Source organism: Stenotrophomonas sp. PUT21 (assembly GCF_052232875.1).
Taxonomy (GTDB): Bacteria; Pseudomonadota; Gammaproteobacteria; order Xanthomonadales; family Xanthomonadaceae; genus Stenotrophomonas; species Stenotrophomonas maltophilia_N.
This window is the reverse complement of sequence record NZ_CP197645.1, coordinates 1324562-1345051: the sequence shown is the minus strand read 5'-3', so window position 1 is coordinate 1345051 and position 20490 is coordinate 1324562. Positions and strand designations below refer to the sequence as shown.

Genomic DNA, 20490 nt, shown 5'->3' with positions numbered 1-20490 from the left:
GGCACGCCGGGCGGACTTCTGCGACACTACCGCATGTCTGAATTCTCCTCCCTGCCGCTGAAACCAGCGCTGCTGCCCGGCATCGATGCCATGGGCTATACCTCGCTCACCCCCGTGCAGGCCCAGAGCCTGCCGGCCATCCTTGAGCGCCGCGATGTCATCGCACAGGCCCCGACCGGCAGCGGCAAGACCGCCGCCTTCGGCCTGGGCCTGCTGCAGGCGCTGGACCCATCCGTGACCCGCGCCCAGGCGCTGGTGCTGTGCCCGACCCGCGAACTGGCCGACCAGGTCGGCAAGCAGATCCGCAAGCTGGCCACCGGCATTCCGAACCTGAAACTGCTGGTGCTGACCGGCGGCATGCCGCTGGGCCCGCAGCTCGCCTCGCTGGAAGCGCACGATCCGCAGGTCGTGGTCGGCACGCCCGGGCGCATCCAGGAACTGGGCCGCAAGCGCGTGCTGCACCTGGGCGGCGTGACCACCCTGGTGCTGGACGAAGCCGACCGCATGCTCGACATGGGCTTTGAAGAGCCGATCCGCGAGATCGCCGGGCGCACCAGCAAGGACCGCCAGACGCTGCTGTTCTCGGCCACCTTCCCGGATGAGATCCGCGAGATCGCCCGCGTGCTGCTGCGCGACCCGGTGGAAGTGACCGTGGAAGGCGCCGACCATGCGCCGGCGATCCGCCACCTGTTCTGCGAGACCGAGCTGGCACTGAAGCAGAAGGCGCTGGCCGGCCTGCTGCTGAAGTACACGCCGGAATCGGCCGTGGTGTTCTGCAACACCCGCCGCGATGTCGACGATGTCGCCATTTCGCTGCAGCAGTTCGGGTTCTCCGCGCTGCCGCTGCACGGCGAGATGGAACAACGCGACCGCGACGAAGTGCTGGTGCGCTTTGCCAACCGCAGCTGCAACGTGCTGGTTGCCAGCGACGTGGCCGCGCGCGGCCTGGATGTGCAGGACCTGGCCGCAGTGATCAATTACGAGCTGCCGACCGATATCGAAACCTATGAGCATCGCGTGGGCCGTACCGGCCGCGCCGGTGCGACGGGGCTCGCGATCAGCCTGGTGACGCACCGTGAGCGCAACCGCGCCGACGCACTGGAAGCCGCACAGGGCAAGCCGCTGGACTGGCAGAAGACGCCGCTGGCCACCGCCCGCCCGCCGGTGCTGCCGCAGGCGGCAATGACCACGCTGCGCATCGATGGTGGCAAGACCGACAAGCTGCGCCCGGGCGACATCCTGGGTGCGCTGACCGGCGATGCCGGGCTGGCGGCCAAGTACATCGGCAAGATCGATATCTACGCCACGCGCTCGTATGTGGCGATCGCACGCGAGCAGGCCGGCCGGGCGATCGCCCAGCTGGAGGCCGGCAAGATCAAGGGCCGCCGGTTCCGCGTCCGCAAAATGGATGTCTGAGCGGTAGAGCCGACCGTCGGTCGGCTGATCGCTTCACGCATGGGGTAGAGCCGACCGTCGGTCGGCTGATCGCTTCACGCACGGGGTAGAGCCGACCGTTGGTCGGCTGCGCCTTCGTCGGGGCGTTTGAGGTGCCGGCCCGCGGCCGGCACTCCCTCAATACACCAGGTTGGCCAGCAGCGGGACGTCACTCGTCCAGCGTTCGCGGCCGCCGAGGCCGGCCAGTTCCACCAGCACCGCCGCACCGACCACCTCGACCTGAAGCTGACGGGCCAGCGACAACGCGGCCAGCAGCGTGCCGCCCGTGGCCAGCACATCATCGATCACCAGCACGCGGGCGCCGGCCGGCAGGGCATCGGCGTGCACTTCAATGCTGTCGGTCCGATATTCCAACGTGTACTCCTGGCGCAGCACCTTGCCCGGCAGCTTGCCCGGCTTGCGCACCGGCACGAACCCCACGCCCAGCACCCGCGCCATGGCCGCACCGAGGATGAAGCCGCGCGACTCGATCCCCATCACCGCCTGCAGGTTGGCATCGCGCCAGGGCGCGACCATCGCATCGATGGCGGCCGCGAAATCCGGGCCGTCAGCGAGCAGCGGCATGATGTCCTTGAACAGGATGCCCGGCTTGGGAAAATCGGCGATGTCGCGCAGGCGGCCGGCCCAGGCGGGCGTGGCGGAAGACTCGGTCATGATCGGCACAGCACAAAGGGTGGCATAGGGTAACCGAGCCCCCCGCAGCAGCGCCTCACAGGCCGGCGTGCGCGGCAGAACGGTTCATCCCGCCCGCCCTCACTGGGGATCACGAACTGCAGGACAGCATCGAGCAGCCGGCCTTCACCCGTGCCCACTCGGGCCGCTTCGTTGCAAAGTGCTCCCGCCCGGGCTGTACCTCATACGGGCGTCGCAACACCTCCAGCAGCGTGTGCACGCCGCTGAGATCGCCCTGCTCCGCCTGCTCGATCGCTTCCTGGGCCAGCCAGTTGCGCAGCACGTACACCGGGTTGGCGCGGCCCATCTGCTGCTGCCGCGCCTGTGCGCTGCGCCCATCGGCGCGCACCCGCGCCGCGTACTGCTGCAGCCACGCCTGCAATGACGGCAGCACCGCTTCCCGGCGTGCCGGGCTGTAGAACGCGTCTTCCAGCACCGCCACCGACGGCGCGGCGGGATCGAGATTCATCAGGCCACGGAAGGCGATGGTCATGTCCATCTCCCCTTCGTGCAGGATCTCCAGCCACGCGGCCATCAGCGCCACATCGTCATCGCGGCAGGTATCCAGGCCCAGCTTGGCGGCGATGTCGGCGCGCTCGCATTCGGCGTGCACCTGCTGGAACCGGGCCAGCCCGTCATGCAGCGGCGTGACATCCTCGAACAGCGGTGCCAGTGCCTGCGCCAGCCGGGTGAGATTCCAGTACGCCACCTGCGGCTGCGTGCCGAAACGATAGCGCCGGCCCTGCGCGTCGGTGGTGTTGGGGGTCCACTCCGGATCGTAGTCCTCGACCCAGCCATATGGCCCGTAATCGATGGTGAGCCCGAGAATGGAGAGGTTGTCGGTGTTCATCACGCCATGCACGAAACCGACGCGCATCCAATGCGCGACAAGCACTGCGGTGCGTTCGCAGATCTCGGCGAACCAGCGTGCATGGCGCGCCTGCCCGGCGTCTGCCAGCGCAGGAAAATCGCGCGCGATGCAGACATCGGCCAACTGCCGCAGCAACGCGGTGTCGCCACGCGAGGCCGGCAGTTCGAAGGTGCCGAAACGGATGAACGACGGCGCGACGCGGCACACGATCGCGCCGGGTTCGGCTTCAGGGTGACCGTCGTAGAACATGTCGCGCACCACGGCATCGCCGGTGCCGACCAGGCTCAACGCACGTGTGGTCGGCACGCCGAGGTGATGCATTGCTTCGCTGCACAGGAACTCGCGGATCGACGAGCGCAGCACCGCTCGCCCATCGGCACCGCGCGAGTAAGGCGTGCGCCCGGCGCCCTTCAACTGCAGCTCCCAGTGCGCCCCTTGCGGGGTGAGCAGCTCGCCCAGCGAGATCGCACGACCATCGCCGAGCTGCCCCGCCCAATGGCCGAACTGGTGGCCGCCGTAGTTGGCTGCCCACGGCGCCATGCCGGCATACAGCGCGTTGCCGCCGAACACCCGTGCGAAGTCCTCGCTCTGGATCAGGTCCTCCCCCATGCCCAGCAGCGTGGCCACCTCCGGTGAGTACGCCAGCAGCTGTGGTGCGGCGACCGGGGTCGGCATCACCGACGACCACGCGGCCTCCCGCACCTCGCGCACGCGCGGGCCGGTTTCCGGGTCGCCGGGCAGGTCACGGATGAAGCGGTTGTCGAAACGCAGGGGCTGGGTACTCATAGGCATGAAATGGGGGCAGACCGGCTGTCCCGCAAGTTCAGCGCGAACCGCCGCCGAGGTTCAACGAACCGCCACGCTCCACCGCACGCTGGTAGGCCGGGCGCTGCTCGATCCGCGCCAGGTACGCCTGCAGCCGTGGGTACGCGGCCATGTCACCACCGCGCGCAGCGGCGGCCTGGATCGGGAAACTCATCTGGATGTCCGCTGCGGTAAAGCGCTCACCGGCAAACCACGGCGACTGGCCGAGTTCGCGCTCCATCCAGTCCATGTGCAGTTTCACCTGCGGCCCCACGAAACCCTTCAGCGCCTTGTCGGCGATGGAGCGCGCGATCGGCTTAGCGAAGAAGGGCATCGGTGCTTTGCGCAGCCGCGAGAACACCAGCGTCATCACCAGCGGCGGCATCGCCGAGCCTTCGGCGTAATGCATCCAGTACCGGTAGCGCACGCGCTCGGGGGCCTGCGCCGGCATCGGCTCGGGCGAGAGCTGGCGGCCACTGTCGTAGCGGTCGGCCAGGTACTCCAGGATCGCGCCGGATTCGGCCAGAACCAGCGTGTCGTCCTGCAGCACCGGCGACTTGCCCAGCGGATGGACGTCGCGCAGCGCCTGCGGCGCCAGCCAGGTCTTGGGATCACGCTGGTAGTTGACGACCTGGTACGGCAGGCCCAGCTCTTCGAGCATCCACAGCACGCGCAGCGAGCGCGAGTGGTCCAGATGGTGCACCTTGATCATCGAGGGTTCCGCAGGGTCAAAGCGGCATCGTAACCGGGCGGTGGGAACGATGACGTCTTCAACGTGCTCCGCGTCGACGATGGCGGAATGCCGCCCAATAAAAAACGCCGGAAGCTTTCGCTTCCGGCGTTCTAGGCGACCTTACGGTTGCGGGGGGTCGATTAGACCGCCTGCACCTGGTCAGCCTGCATACCCTTCTGGCCCTGCACGGCGACGAAGGTCACCTTCTGGCCTTCCTGCAGCGACTTGAAGCCGGTGCCCTGGATCGCGCGGAAATGCACGAAGAGGTCCGGGCCGCTTTCCGGGGTGATGAAGCCGAAGCCCTTGGCGTCGTTGAACCACTTCACGGTGCCCTGCTGACGATCAGACATGTACTAACTCCTGAAACAATAGTTGAAATAATCGCGGCCGCCGCGTATCGGAGCCGAGACTGAGTTGCAGGCGTTGGTAAAGCGGATCGATGAGCAGATCGTGAGATCAACTGCACCAGGCCACGATTCACGGTGACCCTAGCAAACACAGTGTGGGTGACGATACTCGTGTTTTACCGAAAAAGCGATAGCTGGTTTATTCAGCCATCCTCCCCCTCCCGCCTGACAGGACAAGGGGTCGGGCGATCCTACACGAAACCGGAGCCCCTATTCAGATTTTTCCTACCTTAAGATCAGCCAAATGACCGATGCCTCGACCCCTAAAGTTCACCTCTGGGTGGACGCCGACGCCTGTCCCGCCGTCATCAAGGAGATCCTGTTCCGGGCCGCCGAGCGTGCCGGGATCGAGATGACCCTGGTCGCGAACCACTGGCTGCGGACGCCTCCGTCCCGTTTCATCCGCTCGATCCAGGTGCCCCCTGGCCTGGATGTGGCCGACAGCGTGATCGTGGAACGGGTCCAGCCGGGCGATCTGGTCGTCACGCAGGACATCCCCTTGGCGGCCCTGGTCTTGGACAAGAAGGCCGTCGCATTGAACCCGCGCGGCGAGCTGTACACGCCCGACAACATGGCCGAGCGGCTGTCGATGCGCAATTTCATGGAGGAACTGCGCGGCGCCGGCGTTCAGACCGGTGGGCGGCCCCCGCTGCACGCACGGGACAAGCAGGCCTTCGCTGCGCAGCTGGACCGCTGGCTGGCGCGACGTTCAGCCCGCTGAACAACGGACATGGAGTGAACGATCGGCTCCTGGTGAAGCCGGCCAGCGGCCGGCCCTACCGGTGAAGCGACAGGCTGCTGGTAAACGTGCGCCGCTGCCCCGTCAGCGGGTCATCGAACGCCAGTGCCTTCGCCAGCAGTTGCAGCGGCGCATCGGCCGGCGCATCCGGGAGCAGATCCGGGTACAGGTCGTCGCCTGCGATCGGCGCGCCCAGCCCCGCCATGTGCACGCGCAGCTGGTGTTTGCGGCCACTCACCGGGTGCAGCCGGTAGCGCCAGACCGGCCCGGCGCCGTCGATCACCTCGATGCGGGTCCGGGCATTGGGCTCACCGGGCACCTCGGCCATGCGGAAGAACGGCTCGCCCGGGAGCAGACGGGTATGGCGCTCCAGCGGGAACGTCAGGCTGGGCAGTGCGGGCGCCAAGGCCTCGTAAGCCTTCTCGATACGGCGTTCGCGGAACAGGCGCTGGTAGGCGTCGCGGGTATCGGGCCGGGTCGAGAACAGCACCAGCCCGGCGGTGAGCCGGTCCAGGCGGTGCAGCGGCACCAGATCCCGGTTGCCGGTGCGCGCCACCAGCCGGGCCAGCAGCGTCTCGCGCACATAGCCGCCCGCCGGCGTGACCGGCAGGAAGTGCGGCTTGTCGGCCACCAGCAGGTGCGCGTCCTGATGCACGATGGCCTCGGCGAAGGGAATCACCTGCTCCTCGGCGACTTCACGGAAGTAGACGATTTCCAGCCCGACCTGCCAGGGATGATCCGGCGCGAGCGCCCTGCCCTGCGCATCCTGCACCCGCCCACGGGCGAAGCGGTCCACCCACTGCGCGCGGTCGATACGCGGGAAGCGCGCACACAGCCCGTCCAGCAGGCTCGGCCAGGCGCCGGGCGGCAACTGCAGGCGGCTGGGTGCGGGGGCAGCGAGGATCGGATCGGACGGGCTCATGACGAACCATTATCATGGCGCTCTTTGTTTCAGGTATCCCCATGGCCCTCACCGCCACCATCCGCAAGGCCGAACTTCAGATCAGCGACATGGACCGCGGCTATTACGCCAGCCATACGCTGACCCTGGCCCAGCACCCGTCCGAGACCGACGACCGCCTGATGGTGCGCCTGCTCACCTTCGCGCTGAACGCCGATGACCGGTTGGAATTTGGCCGCGGCCTGAGCGTGGACGACGAGCCGGACCTGTGGCGCCGCGATTACACCGGCGATATCGAGCTGTGGATCGAACTGGGCCAGCCCGACGAGTCGCGCCTGCGCAAGGCCGCCGGCCGCGCGCGTGCGGTGCAGCTGGTCACCTACGGCGGCCGCGCTGCCGACATCTGGTGGGACCGCAATGCCTCCGCGTTGAAGAAGCTCTCCACGCTGGAGGTGATGGACCTGCCGGGCGAGTTCGTCACCGAATGGGGCGCGCAGATCGAACGCACGATGCAGTGGGACGTGCAGATCCAGGACGGCGAAGTGCAGTTGACGTCGGACAAGGCGCAGCTCAGCGTCATCCCCACCTGGCGCAAGCAGAAGCCGCAGGCGTGAGTGTGATCCGCTGTGATGTGCTGGTCATCGGGGCCGGCGCGGCCGGGCTGATGTGCGCGATGACCGCGGGCAAGCGCGGGCGCATGGTGCAGGTGATCGATCACGCCAACAAGGTCGGCAAGAAGATCCTGATGTCCGGCGGCGGGCGCTGCAACTTCACCAACACCGGCACCACGGCGGCCAACTTCCTGTCGGCCAATCCGCACTTCTGCAAATCCGCACTGGCCCGCTACACGCCCTGGCACTTCATCGAGATGGTGGAGCGGCACGGCATCGCGTATCACGAAAAAGAACTGGGCCAGCTGTTCTGCGATATCTCCTCCAAGCAGATCGTGAAGATGCTGGTGGACGAGTGCCAGGCCGCCGGGGTGCAGATCCGCACCGACTGCGGGGTGCAGAAGGTCGAGCGCGGCGCGGACGGCTTCCATGTGCACACCACACAGGGTCACTTCCATGGGGCCTCGCTGGTGGTGGCCACCGGTGGCTTGTCGATCCCGAGCATGGGCGCGACCGGCTTCGGCTATGAGCTGGCCCGCCAGTTCGGCCACGAGGTGCTGCCGACCCGCGCCGGGCTGGTGCCGCTGACCTTGAGTGGCAAGCACCAGGAGCGCTTCAACGAGCTCAGCGGCGTGGCCCTGCCGATCGAGGCGCGCTGCAACGGCGTCGAGTTCCGCAATTCCATGCTGATCACCCACCGCGGCATCAGCGGGCCGGCGATCCTGCAGATCTCCTCCTACTGGCAGCCGGGCGACGAGTTGCGGCTGGACCTGCTGCCCGGCCAGGACGCGCTGGACTGGCTGCGCCGGATGAAGGCCGAGCGCGGCGCGGCTGAGCTGCGCACGGTGCTCTCGGAGGTGCTGCCGCGCCGGCTGGCGCTGCGCCTGTGCGAGCACTGGCTGCCGGACCGGCTGGTACGCCAGATCGACGAGCCGCAGCTGCGCGAGGCGGCCGAGCTGCTGCAGAATTTCCCCCTGGTGGCCAGTGGCACCGAGGGCTACCGTACCGCCGAGGTGACGCTGGGCGGGGTCGACACCCGCAGGGTGTCCTCCAGTACATTTGAATCGCAATTGGTTCCCGGCCTGCACTTCATTGGGGAGGTGCTGGACGTGACCGGCTGGCTGGGGGGCTACAACTTCCAGTGGGCCTGGGCCTGTGGCCATGCCGCGGGCAGCGTGGCCTGAGCCGGAACCGGCGTTCCGTGATCGGCTACCGTTTGCCGCATGGACGTAGTCACACGCATCGTGTATCAAGTTTGCAGTCCGGGGAGTAGTGAATGCAGAACGCGAATGACATGACGGTCCGCCTGCTGATCGTGGACGACAGCGGCGAGAACGCCGAGACCATCGTCAGCACGCTGCGCAACAGCGGCATCGCGGTGCGCCCGACGCGCCCGCAGCACAGCGAGGAACTGGCCCAGGCACTGGCCACCCAGCCGATCGACCTGGTGCTGGCCGCCGCCGCGCAGAGCATCCCGCTGCTGCAGGTGACCCAGCAGATCGCGGCCAGCGGCAAGGACATTCCGATGATCCTGCTGGCCGAATCGATCAACGAGAACGAATGGGTGGAAGCCGGTGCCAACGGCATCCGCGCCATCGCCCTGCGCCACCGCCCCGAGCACCTGCTGGCAGTGGTGCGCAATGAATGGACCGATCTGCATGCGCGCCGCGGGCTGCGCCGGATCGAGGCCCAGATGCGCGAGACCGAGCGCCGCTGCGACGCGCTGATCTCCTCCTCGCGCGACCCGATCGCCTACGTCCACGAAGGCATGCACATCCGGGCCAACGAGGCCTACCTAGAGATGTTCGGCTACGAGACCTTCGACGACGTGGAAGGCATCTCGCTGCTGGACATGGTCGCGCCACAGCATGTGGACGGCTTCAAGCAGCTGCTCAAATCCATGAGCAAGGGCGATGCGCCGCCGCCGCAGTACCAGGTGGACGCACGCAACCAGGACGGTGCGGTGTTCCCGGCCACGATGGAGTTCACCCAGGCCAGCTACGAAGGCGAATCCTGCCTGCAGGTGGTGTTCCGCCGGCGCATGGAGTTCGATCCGGAACTGGCACGCGAGGTCGAGGACCTGCGCCAGCGCGACCAGGTCACCGGCCTGCTCAACCGCCCGACCTTCATGCTGCATGTCGAACATGCCGTCGCCCAGGCCGGCCGCAGCGAGGGCCGCTTCGGCCTGCTGCTGATCGAACCGGACCACTACGCGCGCCTGCTGCCGGAGATCGGCCTGGATTCGGCCGACGCGCTGATCGGCGCCCTGGCCCGCGTGCTGGCCCAATCGGTCGGCGATCAGGCCCATGTCGCCCGCTTCGGCGAGCACAGCTTTGCCGTGCTGACCGAGGCGCCCTACGCGCAGACCATCGCCCTGGCCGACCAGATCCGCGAGGCCTTCGCCTCGCAGGTGTTCAGCATCGGCGAGCGTTCGGCCACGGTCACGGTCAGCGTGGGCGGTGTGCAGGTCGGCGAGAAGATCGCGAGTATCGGCCAGGTGCTGGCCCGCGCCACCGAATGCACCCAGGCCGCACTGGAGCTGGGCAACACCACGCGCGTGTTCGATCCGGCCGCGGTCGACCGCGTGGAAGAAGAGCGCATCCAGCACTGGGTAGCCCGCATCCGCCAGGCATTGGACGGCGATGGCTTCCAGCTGCACTACCAGCCGGTGCTCAACCTGCAGGGCGAAGCGCTGGAGTTGTACGAGGCCTACCTGCGCCTGGATCACAACGGCGAGCTGCTCAGCCCGACCGCCTTCCTGGGCATTGCCGAGGAGCACGGCCTGCTGGCCGACATCAACCGCTGGGTCGTGACGCACGCGATCAGCATGCTCGCCGCGCGCAAGCGCGAGGGTCATCTCACCCACCTGATGGTCAAGATCACCCCGGAGTCGTTCAACGACCCGCAGATGATCGCCACCCTGCGCCGCGAGCTGCAGGCCCAGGGCGTGCCCGGCGAACAGCTGTGGCTGCATGCACCAGAGGCCAAAGTGTTCACTCACCTGCGCAACGCGCAGCAGTTCCTCGCCGCGGTCGCCCCGCTGGGCTGCCGGATCGGCCTGGAACAGTTCGGATCGGGGCTGGACTCGTTCCAGCTACTGGCGCACTTCCAGCCGCAGTTCCTCAAGCTGGACCGCGACTTCACATCCGATTTCGCCCGCACCCGCGAGCACAGCGAGAAAATCAGCGAGATCACCGCGCGTGCGCAGGCGGCCAACATCCAGACCATCGCCGAGTTCGTCGCCGACGCCAATTCGATGAGCCTGCTCTTCAGTGCCGGCGTGGATTACGTGCAGGGCGAGTTCGTCGGCCCTGCCGGCCCGGTGATGGATTTCGATTTCAGCTGATTGGGAGCGTCACGACCAACGGTCGTGACCTACCCTCTTCCGCGCATCAATGGGCGCAGCGCGCGTGCATCATTGGGTGCACCGCACGTGCATCGATGGGGTCACCGCGCGTGCATCGGTGGCCGCGCGGGGAGATGCCGACCGTTGGTCGGCATCGCTCCTTCCGGTCAGGCCATCTCGACCAGGTTCGGAATCTTCACGTCCGGGCTGACATCGGCGTCGTAATCCACGCCTTCGATGCCGAACCCGAACAGACGCAGGAAGTCGGCCTTGTAGCCGGCCAGATCGCTGATCTCGTACAGGTTCTCGTTGGTCACCTGCGGCCACAGTGCGACCACTTCGCCCTGTACCTCCGGCGCCATTTCCTTGTAGTCCGCGCGCAGGCGACCAGCGTCATCGATCAGCGCCACCTTGCGGCCGCCATCGGTGACCAGATCGTGGCGCAGACGCTCGGTCGCGGTGCCCGCGTCCTTGCCGCCGTACAGGATGTCGTACAGGGTATCGAGCTGCTCGATGCAGCCTTCGTGCGTGCCCTTGGCCTTCATCACCTTGAACAGCAGCGACAGGTACAGCGGCATGGTCGGGATTGCCGAGCTGGCCTGGGTGACCACCGCCTTGAGCACCGACACGCGCGCATCGCCACCGATCGGGGCCAGCTTCTGACGCAGGCCGACGACCTTCTCGTCCAGATCCTTCTTGGCTGCGCCGATGGAGCCGTTCCAGTAGATCGCCTGGGTGATCTCCTCACCGACGTAGGTGAAGGCCGTGGTGGTCGCGCCCTCAGCCAGCACACCGGCCTCGAGCAGCGCATCGATCCACATCTGCCAGTCTTCACCGCCCATGACGGCGACGGTACCGGCGATTTCTTCCGGGGTGGCTGGTTCGATCGTGGTCTCGGTGATCACTTCCTTGTCCGTATCCAGGCCACGCAGCGTGATCGGCGCGCCGATCGGCTTGAGCGTGGAGCTGATCACTTCACCGGTCTTGGGATGCTTGCGGCGCGGCGCGGCCAGGCTGTACACCACCTGGTCGACCTGGCCGAGGTCCTGCCTGATCAGCTCGATGACCTTCGCCTTGACCTCATCGGAGAAGGCATCGCCGTTGACGCTCTTGGCGTACAGGCCGGCCTGCTCGGCGTACTTGTGGAACGCGGCGGTGTTGTACCAGCCCGCGGTGCCGGGCTTGGTCTCGGTACCCGGACGCTCGAAGAACACGCCCAGCGTGGCGGCATCGCTGCCGAACGCCGCCGTGATGCGCGCAGCCAGGCCGTAGCCGGTGGAGGCACCGAGCACCAGCACCTTCTTCGGCCCGTTGGTGATCTTCGGCTTGGACTGGATGTAATCGATCTGCTGCTTGACGGCTGCATCGCAGCCGACGGGATGGGTGGTGACGCAGATGAAGCCGCGCACACGCGGTTTGATGACCATGTAAACCTCGAGGGGGACTGGCGCAGGGCGGACCGGCGCGATGAAAAGGGAGGTCGCGCGCCACCTGGGCGGCTGCGCGGAACGCAAGGGATCGTAGTGCGCAGCGCCGCTGAGTACAACCGACGGGGGTGTATGGGAGGTGACGGTCCCGCCCTGGCGCGCTCTCCGGGCAGCCCCAAAAGAAAGGCCGCGCAATGCGCGGCCTTTCAGATGTTTCATACCACCAGAACCCTTACGGACGACGCTCCAGCGCTTCCACGTCCTTGGCCTTCGGCAGCAGATCCTGCTTGGTCACCGCCAGCGCGCCCATCGTCAGCAGCGGGCAGGCAATGAAGATCGACGACAGCGTACCGATCACCGCACCGATCATCTGGCTCAGCGCCAGCCCTTCCAGCGAACCACCGCCGTACAGGTACAGCGCCAGCACCGACAGGAAGAACACCAGCGAGGTGATGATCGTGCGCGACAGCGTCTGGTTGATCGAACGGTTCATCACTTCCAGCGGCTCCACACGCAGGCTGCGGAAGTTCTCACGCACACGGTCGAACACCACGATGGTGTCGTTGATCGAGAAGCCCATCACCGACAGCAGGCCGGCCAGCACGGTCAGATCGAACTCACGGCCACTCAGCGAGAAGTAACCCGCCACCACCAGCACGTCGAACAGCGTGGTGATGATCGCCACCATCGCGAACTTCCACTCGAAGCGGAAGCCGATGTAGATCAGGAAGCCGATCAGCACGAACAGCGCCGCGTACAGACCGTTCAGGGCCAGCTCTTTGCCGACCTGCGGGCCGACGAACTCCGCGCCCACGATGGCCGCCTGGTTGCCTTCGACCGAGATCGCCTTCTGCACCGCTTCGGCGGTGCGGTTGTTGGCTTCGCCGGCGTTCTCGCCTTCGGCCATTTCCTGCGGCTGCAGACGGATCAGCAGGTTGCTGCCGCTGCCGAAGCTCTGCACCTGGGCACCGGCATAACCGGCGCCTTCCAGGTGGTCGCGCACGGCATCGACGTCAGCCGGCTTGTCGAAGCGGACTTCGACCACGGTGCCGCCGGTGAAGTCCAGGGCGTAGTTGAAGCCCTTGAAGGCAATACAGCCGATGGCGGCAATGAACACCAGCGCCGCCAGGCCAATGGCCACCCAGCGGGTGCGCATGAAGTCGAACTTGGTGTCGTTCGGGATCAGATGCAACGGGAAAAGTTTCATGGTTTCTATTCGCTTCCCGTCAGATGGCCAGGGTCTTGAGCTTCTTGCGGCGGCTGTAAACCAGCACGGCAAGGGCACGCGAGACGGTGATTGCAGTGAACATGGAGGCCAGGATGCCGACGATCATGGTCACGGCGAAGCCCTTCAACGGACCGGTACCGAACGCATACAACGCCACACCCGCCAGGATGCCGGTGAGGTTGGCGTCCAGGATGGTTCCGGAGGCCTTCTCGTAACCGGCCACGATGGCCGCCTTGGGCGGCATGCCGGCGCGCAGCTCTTCACGGATACGTTCGTTGATCAGCACGTTGGCATCGACCGACAGGCCGATCGACAACGCCAGACCGGCGAAGCCGGGCAACGTCATCGTCGCGCTGAACAGCGACATCACCGCCACCACGATCAGCAGGTTGAACAGCATGGCCACCGAAGTGATCACGCCGAACATGCGGTAGTACACGGTGAAGAAGATCAGGGTGAACAGGAACGCGAAGCCGACCGCGGTCACGCCGCGCTCGACGTTCTCCGCACCCAGGCTCGGGCCGACGATGCGTTCTTCGACGAAGTCCATCGGTGCGGCCAGCGAGCCGGATTTCAGCAGCTTGGCCAGGTTGTCCGCTTCAAGCTTGTCCAGGCCGGTGGTCTGGAAGTTCTTGCCGAACACGCCGTTGATGTTGGCGACCGAGATCACCTCTTCCTTGACGCGGAAGCTGCGCACTTCCTTGCCGTCGACCACGTTCACGGTCGGGATGCGCTCGGTGTAGACCACCGCCATCGGCTTGTTCACGTTGGCGCTGGTGAAGTCGAACATGCGCTGGCCGCCGACGTTGTTCAGCGTCACGCTGACCGCCGCCGAACCGTTCTGGTCGGTGGTGGCCTGTGCGGCGACCATCTGGTCACCGGTCACGATCACGCGCTTGTTGAGCAGGATCGGGCCGCGGTTGTCGCGCTGCTGGTAGACCTTGGCCTCCGGCGGAATGCGGCCGCTGGCGATCGCGTCCTGGGCGTTGCCTTCGACCACGGCGCGGTATTCCAGCGTCGCGGTGGCACCGATCATGCGCTTGGCTTCGGCGGTGTCCTGCACGCCCGGCAGCTGCACGACCACGCGGTCGGCACCCTGGCGCTGGATGATCGGCTCGGACACACCCAGCTGATTGACGCGGTTGCGCAGCGTGTTGACGTTCTGCTCGATGGCGCCATTGGCGATCGCGGTCAGCTCAGCCTCCGGCATGCTCACGGTGATGCGGTTGCCCGCCACCTCATAGCCCAGCGTCGGCTGCGCCTTGACCATGACCTCGCGGGCACGGGCGGCCGCATCAGCACCGGCAGACGGGCTGATGGTGGCCACGATGGTGTTGTCGCCACGGCGCTCGACCGACTGGTAGGCGATGCGGGCATCGCGCAGGCTGGTCCGCACGTCTTCGGCGTAGGCGTCCAGACGCTTGTCCAGTGCCGCCTTCTGGTCGACCTGCAGCACGAAGTGCACGCCGCCCTGCAGATCCAGGCCCAGCACCATCGGCTTGGCGCCGAGGTCGCTCAGCCAGTCCGGCACGGTGGAGGCCAGGTTAAGGGCGACCACGTAGTCCTCGCCCATCTCGTCGCGCAGGGCGTCGTTGGCGGCGGTCTGCGCCTGCAGCGTCGGCAGGCGCACGATCAGGCTGTCGCCTTCCTTGGCCACCGACAGCGGCTCCACGCCGGCCTGCTTGAGGTCACCCAGCACGCGGTCGCGCAGGGCGTCGTCGATCTGCCCGCCACGGTTGGCGGTGATCTGCACGGCAGGGTCCTTCTGGTAGATGTTGGGCAGTGCGTACAGCGCACTGACCGCCAACACGATCAGGATGAGGAAATACTTCCAGCGTGGAAATTCGAGCATTGCTTGGGTCCCGCGCGGTGCCCGTCCCGGCACCGCGGTTGAACGGAAAGGAGGTGGATCAGTTGGCCGACTTCAGCGTGCCGGTCGGCAGCACATTGCCCACGGCGCCCTTCTGCACGCGGATGCGCACGTTCTCGGCCACTTCGATGGTGATGAAGTTGTCGCCGATGTCGGTGACCACGCCGGCGATGCCGCCGTTGGTCAGCACTTCGTCACCGCGCTTGACCTTCTCCAGCATGGCCTTGTGTTCCTTCTGGCGCTTCATCTGCGGGCGGATCATCAGGAAGTACATGATCGCGATCAGGATGATCGGGAACAGCAGGGTGGTCAGACCCATGCCCTGCGGCTGGCCACCGGCGGCCTGGGCGTTGGCGGTGGGAATCAGGAAGGCGAGCAGGTTCATAGTGTGTCCTTGGGTTGGGAGGCGCCCCGCCCCCTTTGAGGGTCAGGGTGTCGCCGCGAAACGGGGGTCAGCCTCGAAGTATGCCATGGCCCCGGGAGTTCGTCCTTGGGCCGTTTGGCAGGGTCCGCGCGCTGGATCGGCCGGCGGGGGTCACTTTACAGCGGGGGCGTCACCGCACCACGGGCCGCGTAGAAGGACTCGCGGAAGGCGGCAAAGGTTCCCGCCGCGATCGCCGCGCGCATGTCGGCCATCAACTTCTCGTAGTAGTAGAGGTTGTGGATGGTGCCCAGCATCGGCGCCAGCATCTCGTTGCAGCGGTCCAGGTGACGCAGGTAGGAGCGCGTATAGCCGCTGGTGCAGGCGTGGCAGCCGCAGCCCGGCTCGATGGTGTCCATGTCGCGCTCGTAGCGGGCGTTGCGGATGCGCACCGTGCCGAACGAGGTGAAATAGTGTCCGTTGCGGGCATTGCGGGTCGGCATCACGCAATCGAACATGTCCACCCCGCGGGCGACGCCCTCCACCAGATCTTCCGGGCGGCCGACGCCCATCAGGTAGCGCGGGCGGTCGGCCGGCAGGATCGGATGCATGTGGTCGAGCATGGCATTGCGCTCGTGCTCGGGCTCGCCCACGGCCAGGCCGCCGATGGCGTAGCCGTCGAAGCCGATCTGCTGCAGGCCCTCGGCCGAGCGGCTGCGCAGGTCGTGATGGACACCACCCTGGACGATGCCGAACAGCGCCGCGTCATTGCCCAGCTCATCGTGGGCGTTGCGGCTGCGCTGCGCCCAGCGCAGGCTCAGCTCCATCGAGGTGCGCGCGACCGGCTCGGTGGCCGGGTACGGCGTGCACTCGTCGAAGATCATCACCACGTCCGAATCGAGCACCTTCTGGATGCGCATGCTCTCTTCCGGGCCCAGGAACACGCGGGCGCCGTCGGTCGGCGAGGAGAAGGTCACGCCCTGCTCGGTGATCTTGCGGCGGTGGGCCAGCGAGAACACCTGGAAGCCGCCGGAGTCGGTCAGGATCGGGCCGTTCCAGCGCGCGAAACCGTGCAGGCCGCCGTGGTCGGCGATCACGTCCAGGCCCGGGCGCAGGTACAGATGGAAGGTGTTGCCCAGGATGATTTCCGCACCCAGCGCGCGGATCTGCTCCGGCAGGATGCCCTTCACCGAGCCATAGGTACCCACCGGCATGAAGGCCGGGGTTTCCACGGTCCCGCGCGGGAAGGTCAGGCGGCCGCGGCGGGCGCGACCGTCGGTGGTCTGGAGCTGGAACTGGAGTCGGGACATGGAGCGGTCATTCGGGCAGATAGTCTGCCATTGTCGCCGAAAACGGCCGCGCCTTCCCCGCCCCCATCACTCCCCCTGCGGGAACAGCAGCATCGCATCGCCATAGCTGAAGAAGCGGTACTTCTCCGCGATCGCGGCCTGGTAAGCCTCGAACACCCGCGCCTGGCCGGCAAATGCCGAGATCATCATCAGCAGCGTGCTTTCCGGCAGATGGAAGTTGGTCACCATCGCGTCCACGCTGCGGATCCGGTAGCCCGGGGTGATGAAGATCTGGGTTTCCCCGGCGTACGGCAGCAGCTCGCCGTCGCGCATGGCGCTTTCCAGGGCGCGGACCACGGTGGTGCCGACGCCGATCACCCGGCGGCCGGCAGCGCGGGTGCGGCGCACCTGCTGGACCAGTTCGGCACCGACGTTCAGCCACTCGCGGTGCATCACGTGCTCGCTGAGATCGTCCACGCGGACCGGCTGGAAGGTGCCCGCTCCCACATGCAGGGTCACATGGCCGAACTCCACGCCCCTCTCCTTCAACGTGGCCAGCAGGGCCTCATCGAAGTGCAGGCCGGCGGTCGGGGCGGCTACTGCGCCGATCTCACGGGCAAAGACCGTCTGGTAACGCTCGCGGTCGTCCACGCCCGGCTCGCGCTGGATGTAGGGCGGCAGCGGCAGCCGGCCGGCATGCAGCAGCCACTGTTCCAGCGCCTCGGGCACATGGAACTGCAGCACGTAGAACTCGCCGTCGCGGCCCAGCACCTCCGCCTCGCCACCGGCATCCAGCGCGATCCGGCTGCCCGGTTTGGGCGACTTGCTGGCGCCGACCTGTGCCCGCGCCTGCTGGCCGCCGAGCAGGCGCTCGATCAGGATCTCGACACGGCCACCGCTGGCCTTCTGGCCGAACAAGCGCGCCGGGATCACCCGGGTATCGTTGAAGACCAGCAGATCGCCTTCCCGCAGCAGCCCGGGCAGATCGCGCACCTGGCGGTGGTCGAAGGCGGCCGGGGCCGGCGGCACCACCATCAGGCGGCTGGCCGAGCGCTCGGCGAGCGGGGCCTGGGCAATCAGTTCAGGCGGCAGGTCGTAGTTGAAATCGGACTTCTTCAAGGGAGCGCACGGCAACGTGTAGGCAATGTCGCCCATTGTACGACTGGCCCTCGGTAGCAACGCAGGATTCCGCGAACGTCGCGCAAAATGCTGCTCTGCAACAGTTTTTGACGGGGTTATCGCGCGAAAAACCGCGTGCTAGCATCGAGCCGGAAGTCTGATGCACGAGCAGGAATGCCCGAAGCGCGCGCGAATAGACGCGCGTTTTGCTTTTCCGCCGTGCCGCCATCGTTTCAGGAGATCTGCAATGAGCTTCATCGAACGTCTTGCCCCGCTCCGCGCCCAGCCCGGCACCCGCCTCACCACCGGCCTGGATGACGCCACCCTCGAACGCCTGGCCGCCGGCCACCCTGCCCTGGTCGCCGCCATCGACGCCGCCGCCGCTGAATTCGAGCGCGTGCGCGCCGGTCTGGGCGATCTGCTGGCCCTGGACGAACGCGCCCAGATCGAGGCGATGCAGGACGGGTTCGTCAATTTCTATGCCGATGATGCGGTCACCCCGTACGTCGCCCTCGCCGCCCGCGGCGCGTGGGTGGTCACCTTGAAGGGGGCGGTGCTGTACGACGCCGGCGGCTACGGCATGCTGGGTTTTGGCCACACCCCCGAGGCAGTGATGGAGGCCATGGCCGCCCCGCAGGTCATGGCCAACGTGATGACGCCCAGCCTGTCCCAGCAGCGCTTCATCCAGGCCCTGCGCAAGGAAATCGGCCATCGCCGGGGCGGTTGCCCGTACAGCCACTTCATGTGCCTGAATTCCGGTTCGGAAGCGGTCGGTCTGGCCGCCCGCATCGCCGATGTCAACGCCAAGCTGCAGACCGATCCGGGCGCCCGCCATGCCGGTGCGAAGATCAAGCGCGTGGTGGTCAAGGGCAGCTTCCACGGCCGTACCGACCGCCCGGGCCTGTACTCCGATTCCAGCCGCAAGACCTATATGCAGCACCTGGCCAGCTACCGGGGCGAGGACACGGTCATCGCGATCGCGCCCTATGACGAAGACGCGCTCAAGCGCGTGTTCGCCGAGGCCGAGCAGAACCGCTGGTTCATCGAGGCCGTGTTCCTGGAGCCGGTGATGGGCGAAGGCGACCCGGGCCGCTCGGTGCCGCCGTCGTTCTACGCGCTGGCCCGCGAACTGACCCGCCAGCACGGCAGCCTGCTGCTGCTGGATTCGATCCAGGCCGGCCTGCGGGCGCACGGCGTGCTCTCGATCGTGGATTACCCGGGTTTCGAAGGGTTGGACGTGCCGGACATGGAGACCTACTCCAAGGCACTGAACGCAGCCCAGTTCCCGCTCTCGGTGCTGGCCGTGACCGAACATGCCGCGCAGCTGTACCGCAAGGGCATCTACGGCAACACCATGACTTCCAACCCGCGGGCGTTGGATGTGGCCTGCGCCACGCTGTCGCTGCTCACTCCCCAGGTGCGCGAGAACATCCGCGTGCGCGGCGAGGAAGCCGTGCGCAAGCTGGAACAGCTCAAGACCGAACTGGGCGGGCTGATCACCAAGGTCCAGGGCACCGGCCTGCTGTTCTCCTGCGAGCTGGCCCCGCAGTTCAAGTGCTACGGCACCGGCTCCACCGAGGAATGGCTGCGCAACCATGGCATCAATGTGATCCATGGCGGCGAGAACTCGCTGCGGTTCACCCCACACTTCGGCATGGACGGCGAGGAGCTGGACCTGCTGGTCGGCCTGGTTGGCCGCGCATTGAAGGAAGGTCCGCGCCGGGAGCAGTCGCAGGCGGCCTGAGGCCGGCGTCCGTGCGGGTGTGAGCCCGCACGGAGGGGGGCGACCGTCGGCACGAACGACGGCAGCTGACCAACGGTCAGCTCTACCCACCGGGCACGCCACCTCCGGTAGAGCCGACCGTTGGTCGGCTGCCATGACCTGGTATAGCCGACCGTTGGTCGGCTGCCATCCCGGGGCCCGATTGGCCTCCACGCCCGTAACGCGCGATAATCACCGCCCGCACCTGCGGAACGACACCCCGTCACGAGACCAGCGCACCGGTCATCGGCGGGGCTTTTTCGTTTCCGCCGCGTCAGTTTCTGAACACAGGAAGATCCAATGAAGTCGATTTGCGTTTACTGTGGTTCCAACCCCGGCAGCAAGCCGGTCTACACCGAGCGCGCCATCGCGCTGGGTGACCGCATCGCCCGGGATGGCCTGCGCCTGGTCTATGGCGGCGGCAACGTCGGCCTGATGGGCACCGTGGCCAACGCCGTGCTCGAAGGCGGCGGTGAAGTCACCGGCGTGATCCCGCAGCAGCTGGCCGATTGGGAAGTGGCCCACCGCGGCCTGACCGAGCTGGAAATCGTCGGTTCGATGCACGAGCGCAAGTCGCGCATGTTCGACCTCTCCGATGCCTTCGTCGCCCTGCCCGGCGGTTTCGGCACCATGGAAGAAATCTTCGAGATGCTGACCTGGCGCCAGCTGGGCATCGGCAACAAGCCCTGCGCGTTCCTAGATGTGGACGGCTTCTACGCCCCGCTGATCGGCATGATCGATCGCATGGTGGAAGAGCGCTTCCTGCACCCGGCCCAGCGCGCGGACCTGTGGTACGGCTCGGACATCGATGAAATGCTCACCTGGATGCGCGCCTACGAACCGGCGCAGGCCTCCAAGTGGATCGACGAAAAGCGGGCCAACGCGCTGCGTTGAT

Annotated in this window: 18 protein-coding genes; 7 read left to right on the top strand and 11 right to left on the bottom strand. The window is 66.8% G+C overall.

Annotated elements, in window-relative coordinates:
- Positions 1–33: 33 nt before the first annotated feature.
- A complete protein-coding gene (gene dbpA, locus ACTT2I_RS06495; protein WP_019183114.1) occupies positions 34–1416 on the top strand; it encodes an ATP-dependent RNA helicase DbpA in 1383 nt (460 codons plus the stop codon).
- A gap of 156 nt (positions 1417–1572) precedes the next feature.
- On the opposite strand, the gene ACTT2I_RS06490 is transcribed toward dbpA, so the two are convergent.
- From ACTT2I_RS06490 to ACTT2I_RS06475, 4 genes are all read right to left on the bottom strand, one after another.
- Positions 1573–2109: an adenine phosphoribosyltransferase gene (locus ACTT2I_RS06490; RefSeq protein WP_293982064.1), complete on the bottom strand. Its 537-nt coding sequence runs from the start codon at positions 2107–2109 to the stop codon at positions 1573–1575.
- 109 nt (positions 2110–2218) lie between these two features.
- The gene (locus ACTT2I_RS06485) at positions 2219–3784 is read right to left on the bottom strand and encodes a protein adenylyltransferase SelO (RefSeq protein WP_421099516.1); all 1566 of its coding nucleotides are present in this window, start codon (positions 3782–3784) and stop codon (positions 2219–2221) included.
- Between the two features lie 37 nt (positions 3785–3821).
- Positions 3822–4514: a glutathione S-transferase family protein gene (locus ACTT2I_RS06480; protein WP_088433131.1), complete on the bottom strand. Its 693-nt coding sequence runs from the start codon at positions 4512–4514 to the stop codon at positions 3822–3824.
- Between the two features lie 161 nt (positions 4515–4675).
- Complete coding sequence (locus tag ACTT2I_RS06475) at positions 4676–4885, bottom strand: cold-shock protein (RefSeq protein WP_017356920.1); 210 nt, start codon at positions 4883–4885, stop codon at positions 4676–4678.
- A gap of 301 nt (positions 4886–5186) precedes the next feature.
- On the opposite strand from ACTT2I_RS06475, the gene ACTT2I_RS06470 reads away from it, so the two are divergent.
- Entirely contained in the window at positions 5187–5663 is a 477-nt protein-coding gene (locus tag ACTT2I_RS06470) for a YaiI/YqxD family protein (protein WP_421099517.1), read from the top strand.
- Between the two features lie 55 nt (positions 5664–5718).
- Here ACTT2I_RS06470 and ACTT2I_RS06465 read toward each other — a convergent pair whose 3' ends face one another.
- Positions 5719–6603 (bottom strand): pseudouridine synthase, encoded by an 885-nt coding sequence (locus ACTT2I_RS06465; protein ID WP_421099518.1) that lies wholly within the window; start codon positions 6601–6603, stop codon positions 5719–5721.
- Positions 6604–6644: 41 nt separating this feature from the next.
- Here ACTT2I_RS06465 and ACTT2I_RS06460 point away from each other — a divergent pair, with 41 nt between their 5' ends.
- The 3 genes from ACTT2I_RS06460 to ACTT2I_RS06450 all read left to right on the top strand — a co-directional run bounded on the left by ACTT2I_RS06460 (position 6645) and on the right by ACTT2I_RS06450 (position 10539).
- On the top strand, positions 6645–7196 hold the full coding sequence (locus ACTT2I_RS06460; protein WP_088433134.1) for a YaeQ family protein: 552 nt from the start codon (positions 6645–6647) through the stop codon (positions 7194–7196).
- The gene (locus ACTT2I_RS06455) at positions 7193–8377 is read left to right on the top strand and encodes an NAD(P)/FAD-dependent oxidoreductase (protein WP_421099519.1); all 1185 of its coding nucleotides are present in this window, start codon (positions 7193–7195) and stop codon (positions 8375–8377) included. Before ACTT2I_RS06460 ends, ACTT2I_RS06455 begins: the two co-directional genes overlap by 4 nt.
- Positions 8378–8469: 92 nt before the next feature.
- A complete protein-coding gene (locus ACTT2I_RS06450; protein WP_421099520.1) occupies positions 8470–10539 on the top strand; it encodes a GGDEF/EAL domain-containing response regulator in 2070 nt (689 codons plus the stop codon).
- Positions 10540–10706: 167 nt separating this feature from the next.
- Here the strand turns inward: ACTT2I_RS06450 and fabV are convergent, their stop codons facing one another.
- The 6 genes from fabV to queA all read right to left on the bottom strand — a co-directional run bounded on the left by fabV (position 10707) and on the right by queA (position 17869).
- Positions 10707–11966, bottom strand: a complete 1260-nt coding sequence (gene fabV, locus ACTT2I_RS06445) for an enoyl-ACP reductase FabV (protein WP_088433137.1) — start codon at positions 11964–11966, stop codon at positions 10707–10709.
- A 232-nt stretch (positions 11967–12198) separates the two neighbouring features.
- Positions 12199–13173: a protein translocase subunit SecF gene (gene secF / locus ACTT2I_RS06440; RefSeq protein WP_088433138.1), complete on the bottom strand. Its 975-nt coding sequence runs from the start codon at positions 13171–13173 to the stop codon at positions 12199–12201.
- Between the two features lie 19 nt (positions 13174–13192).
- Positions 13193–15046 (bottom strand): protein translocase subunit SecD, encoded by a 1854-nt coding sequence (gene secD / locus ACTT2I_RS06435; RefSeq protein WP_088433139.1) that lies wholly within the window; start codon positions 15044–15046, stop codon positions 13193–13195.
- Positions 15047–15104: 58 nt separating this feature from the next.
- On the bottom strand, positions 15105–15449 hold the full coding sequence (yajC, locus tag ACTT2I_RS06430; RefSeq protein ID WP_019183141.1) for a preprotein translocase subunit YajC: 345 nt from the start codon (positions 15447–15449) through the stop codon (positions 15105–15107).
- 155 nt (positions 15450–15604) lie between these two features.
- On the bottom strand, positions 15605–16735 hold the full coding sequence (gene tgt / locus ACTT2I_RS06425) for a tRNA guanosine(34) transglycosylase Tgt (protein WP_102788341.1): 1131 nt from the start codon (positions 16733–16735) through the stop codon (positions 15605–15607).
- 66 nt (positions 16736–16801) lie between these two features.
- Complete coding sequence (gene queA, locus ACTT2I_RS06420; protein WP_421099521.1) at positions 16802–17869, bottom strand: tRNA preQ1(34) S-adenosylmethionine ribosyltransferase-isomerase QueA; 1068 nt, start codon at positions 17867–17869, stop codon at positions 16802–16804.
- Between the two features lie 211 nt (positions 17870–18080).
- Here queA and ACTT2I_RS06415 point away from each other — a divergent pair, with 211 nt between their 5' ends.
- Complete coding sequence (locus ACTT2I_RS06415) at positions 18081–19577, top strand: aminotransferase class III-fold pyridoxal phosphate-dependent enzyme (protein WP_293982024.1); 1497 nt, start codon at positions 18081–18083, stop codon at positions 19575–19577.
- 318 nt (positions 19578–19895) lie between these two features.
- Positions 19896–20489, top strand: coding sequence for a TIGR00730 family Rossman fold protein (locus tag ACTT2I_RS06410; protein WP_088433142.1), 594 nt, complete (start codon positions 19896–19898; stop codon positions 20487–20489).
- The last annotated feature ends 1 nt before the right edge of the window (position 20490 follow it).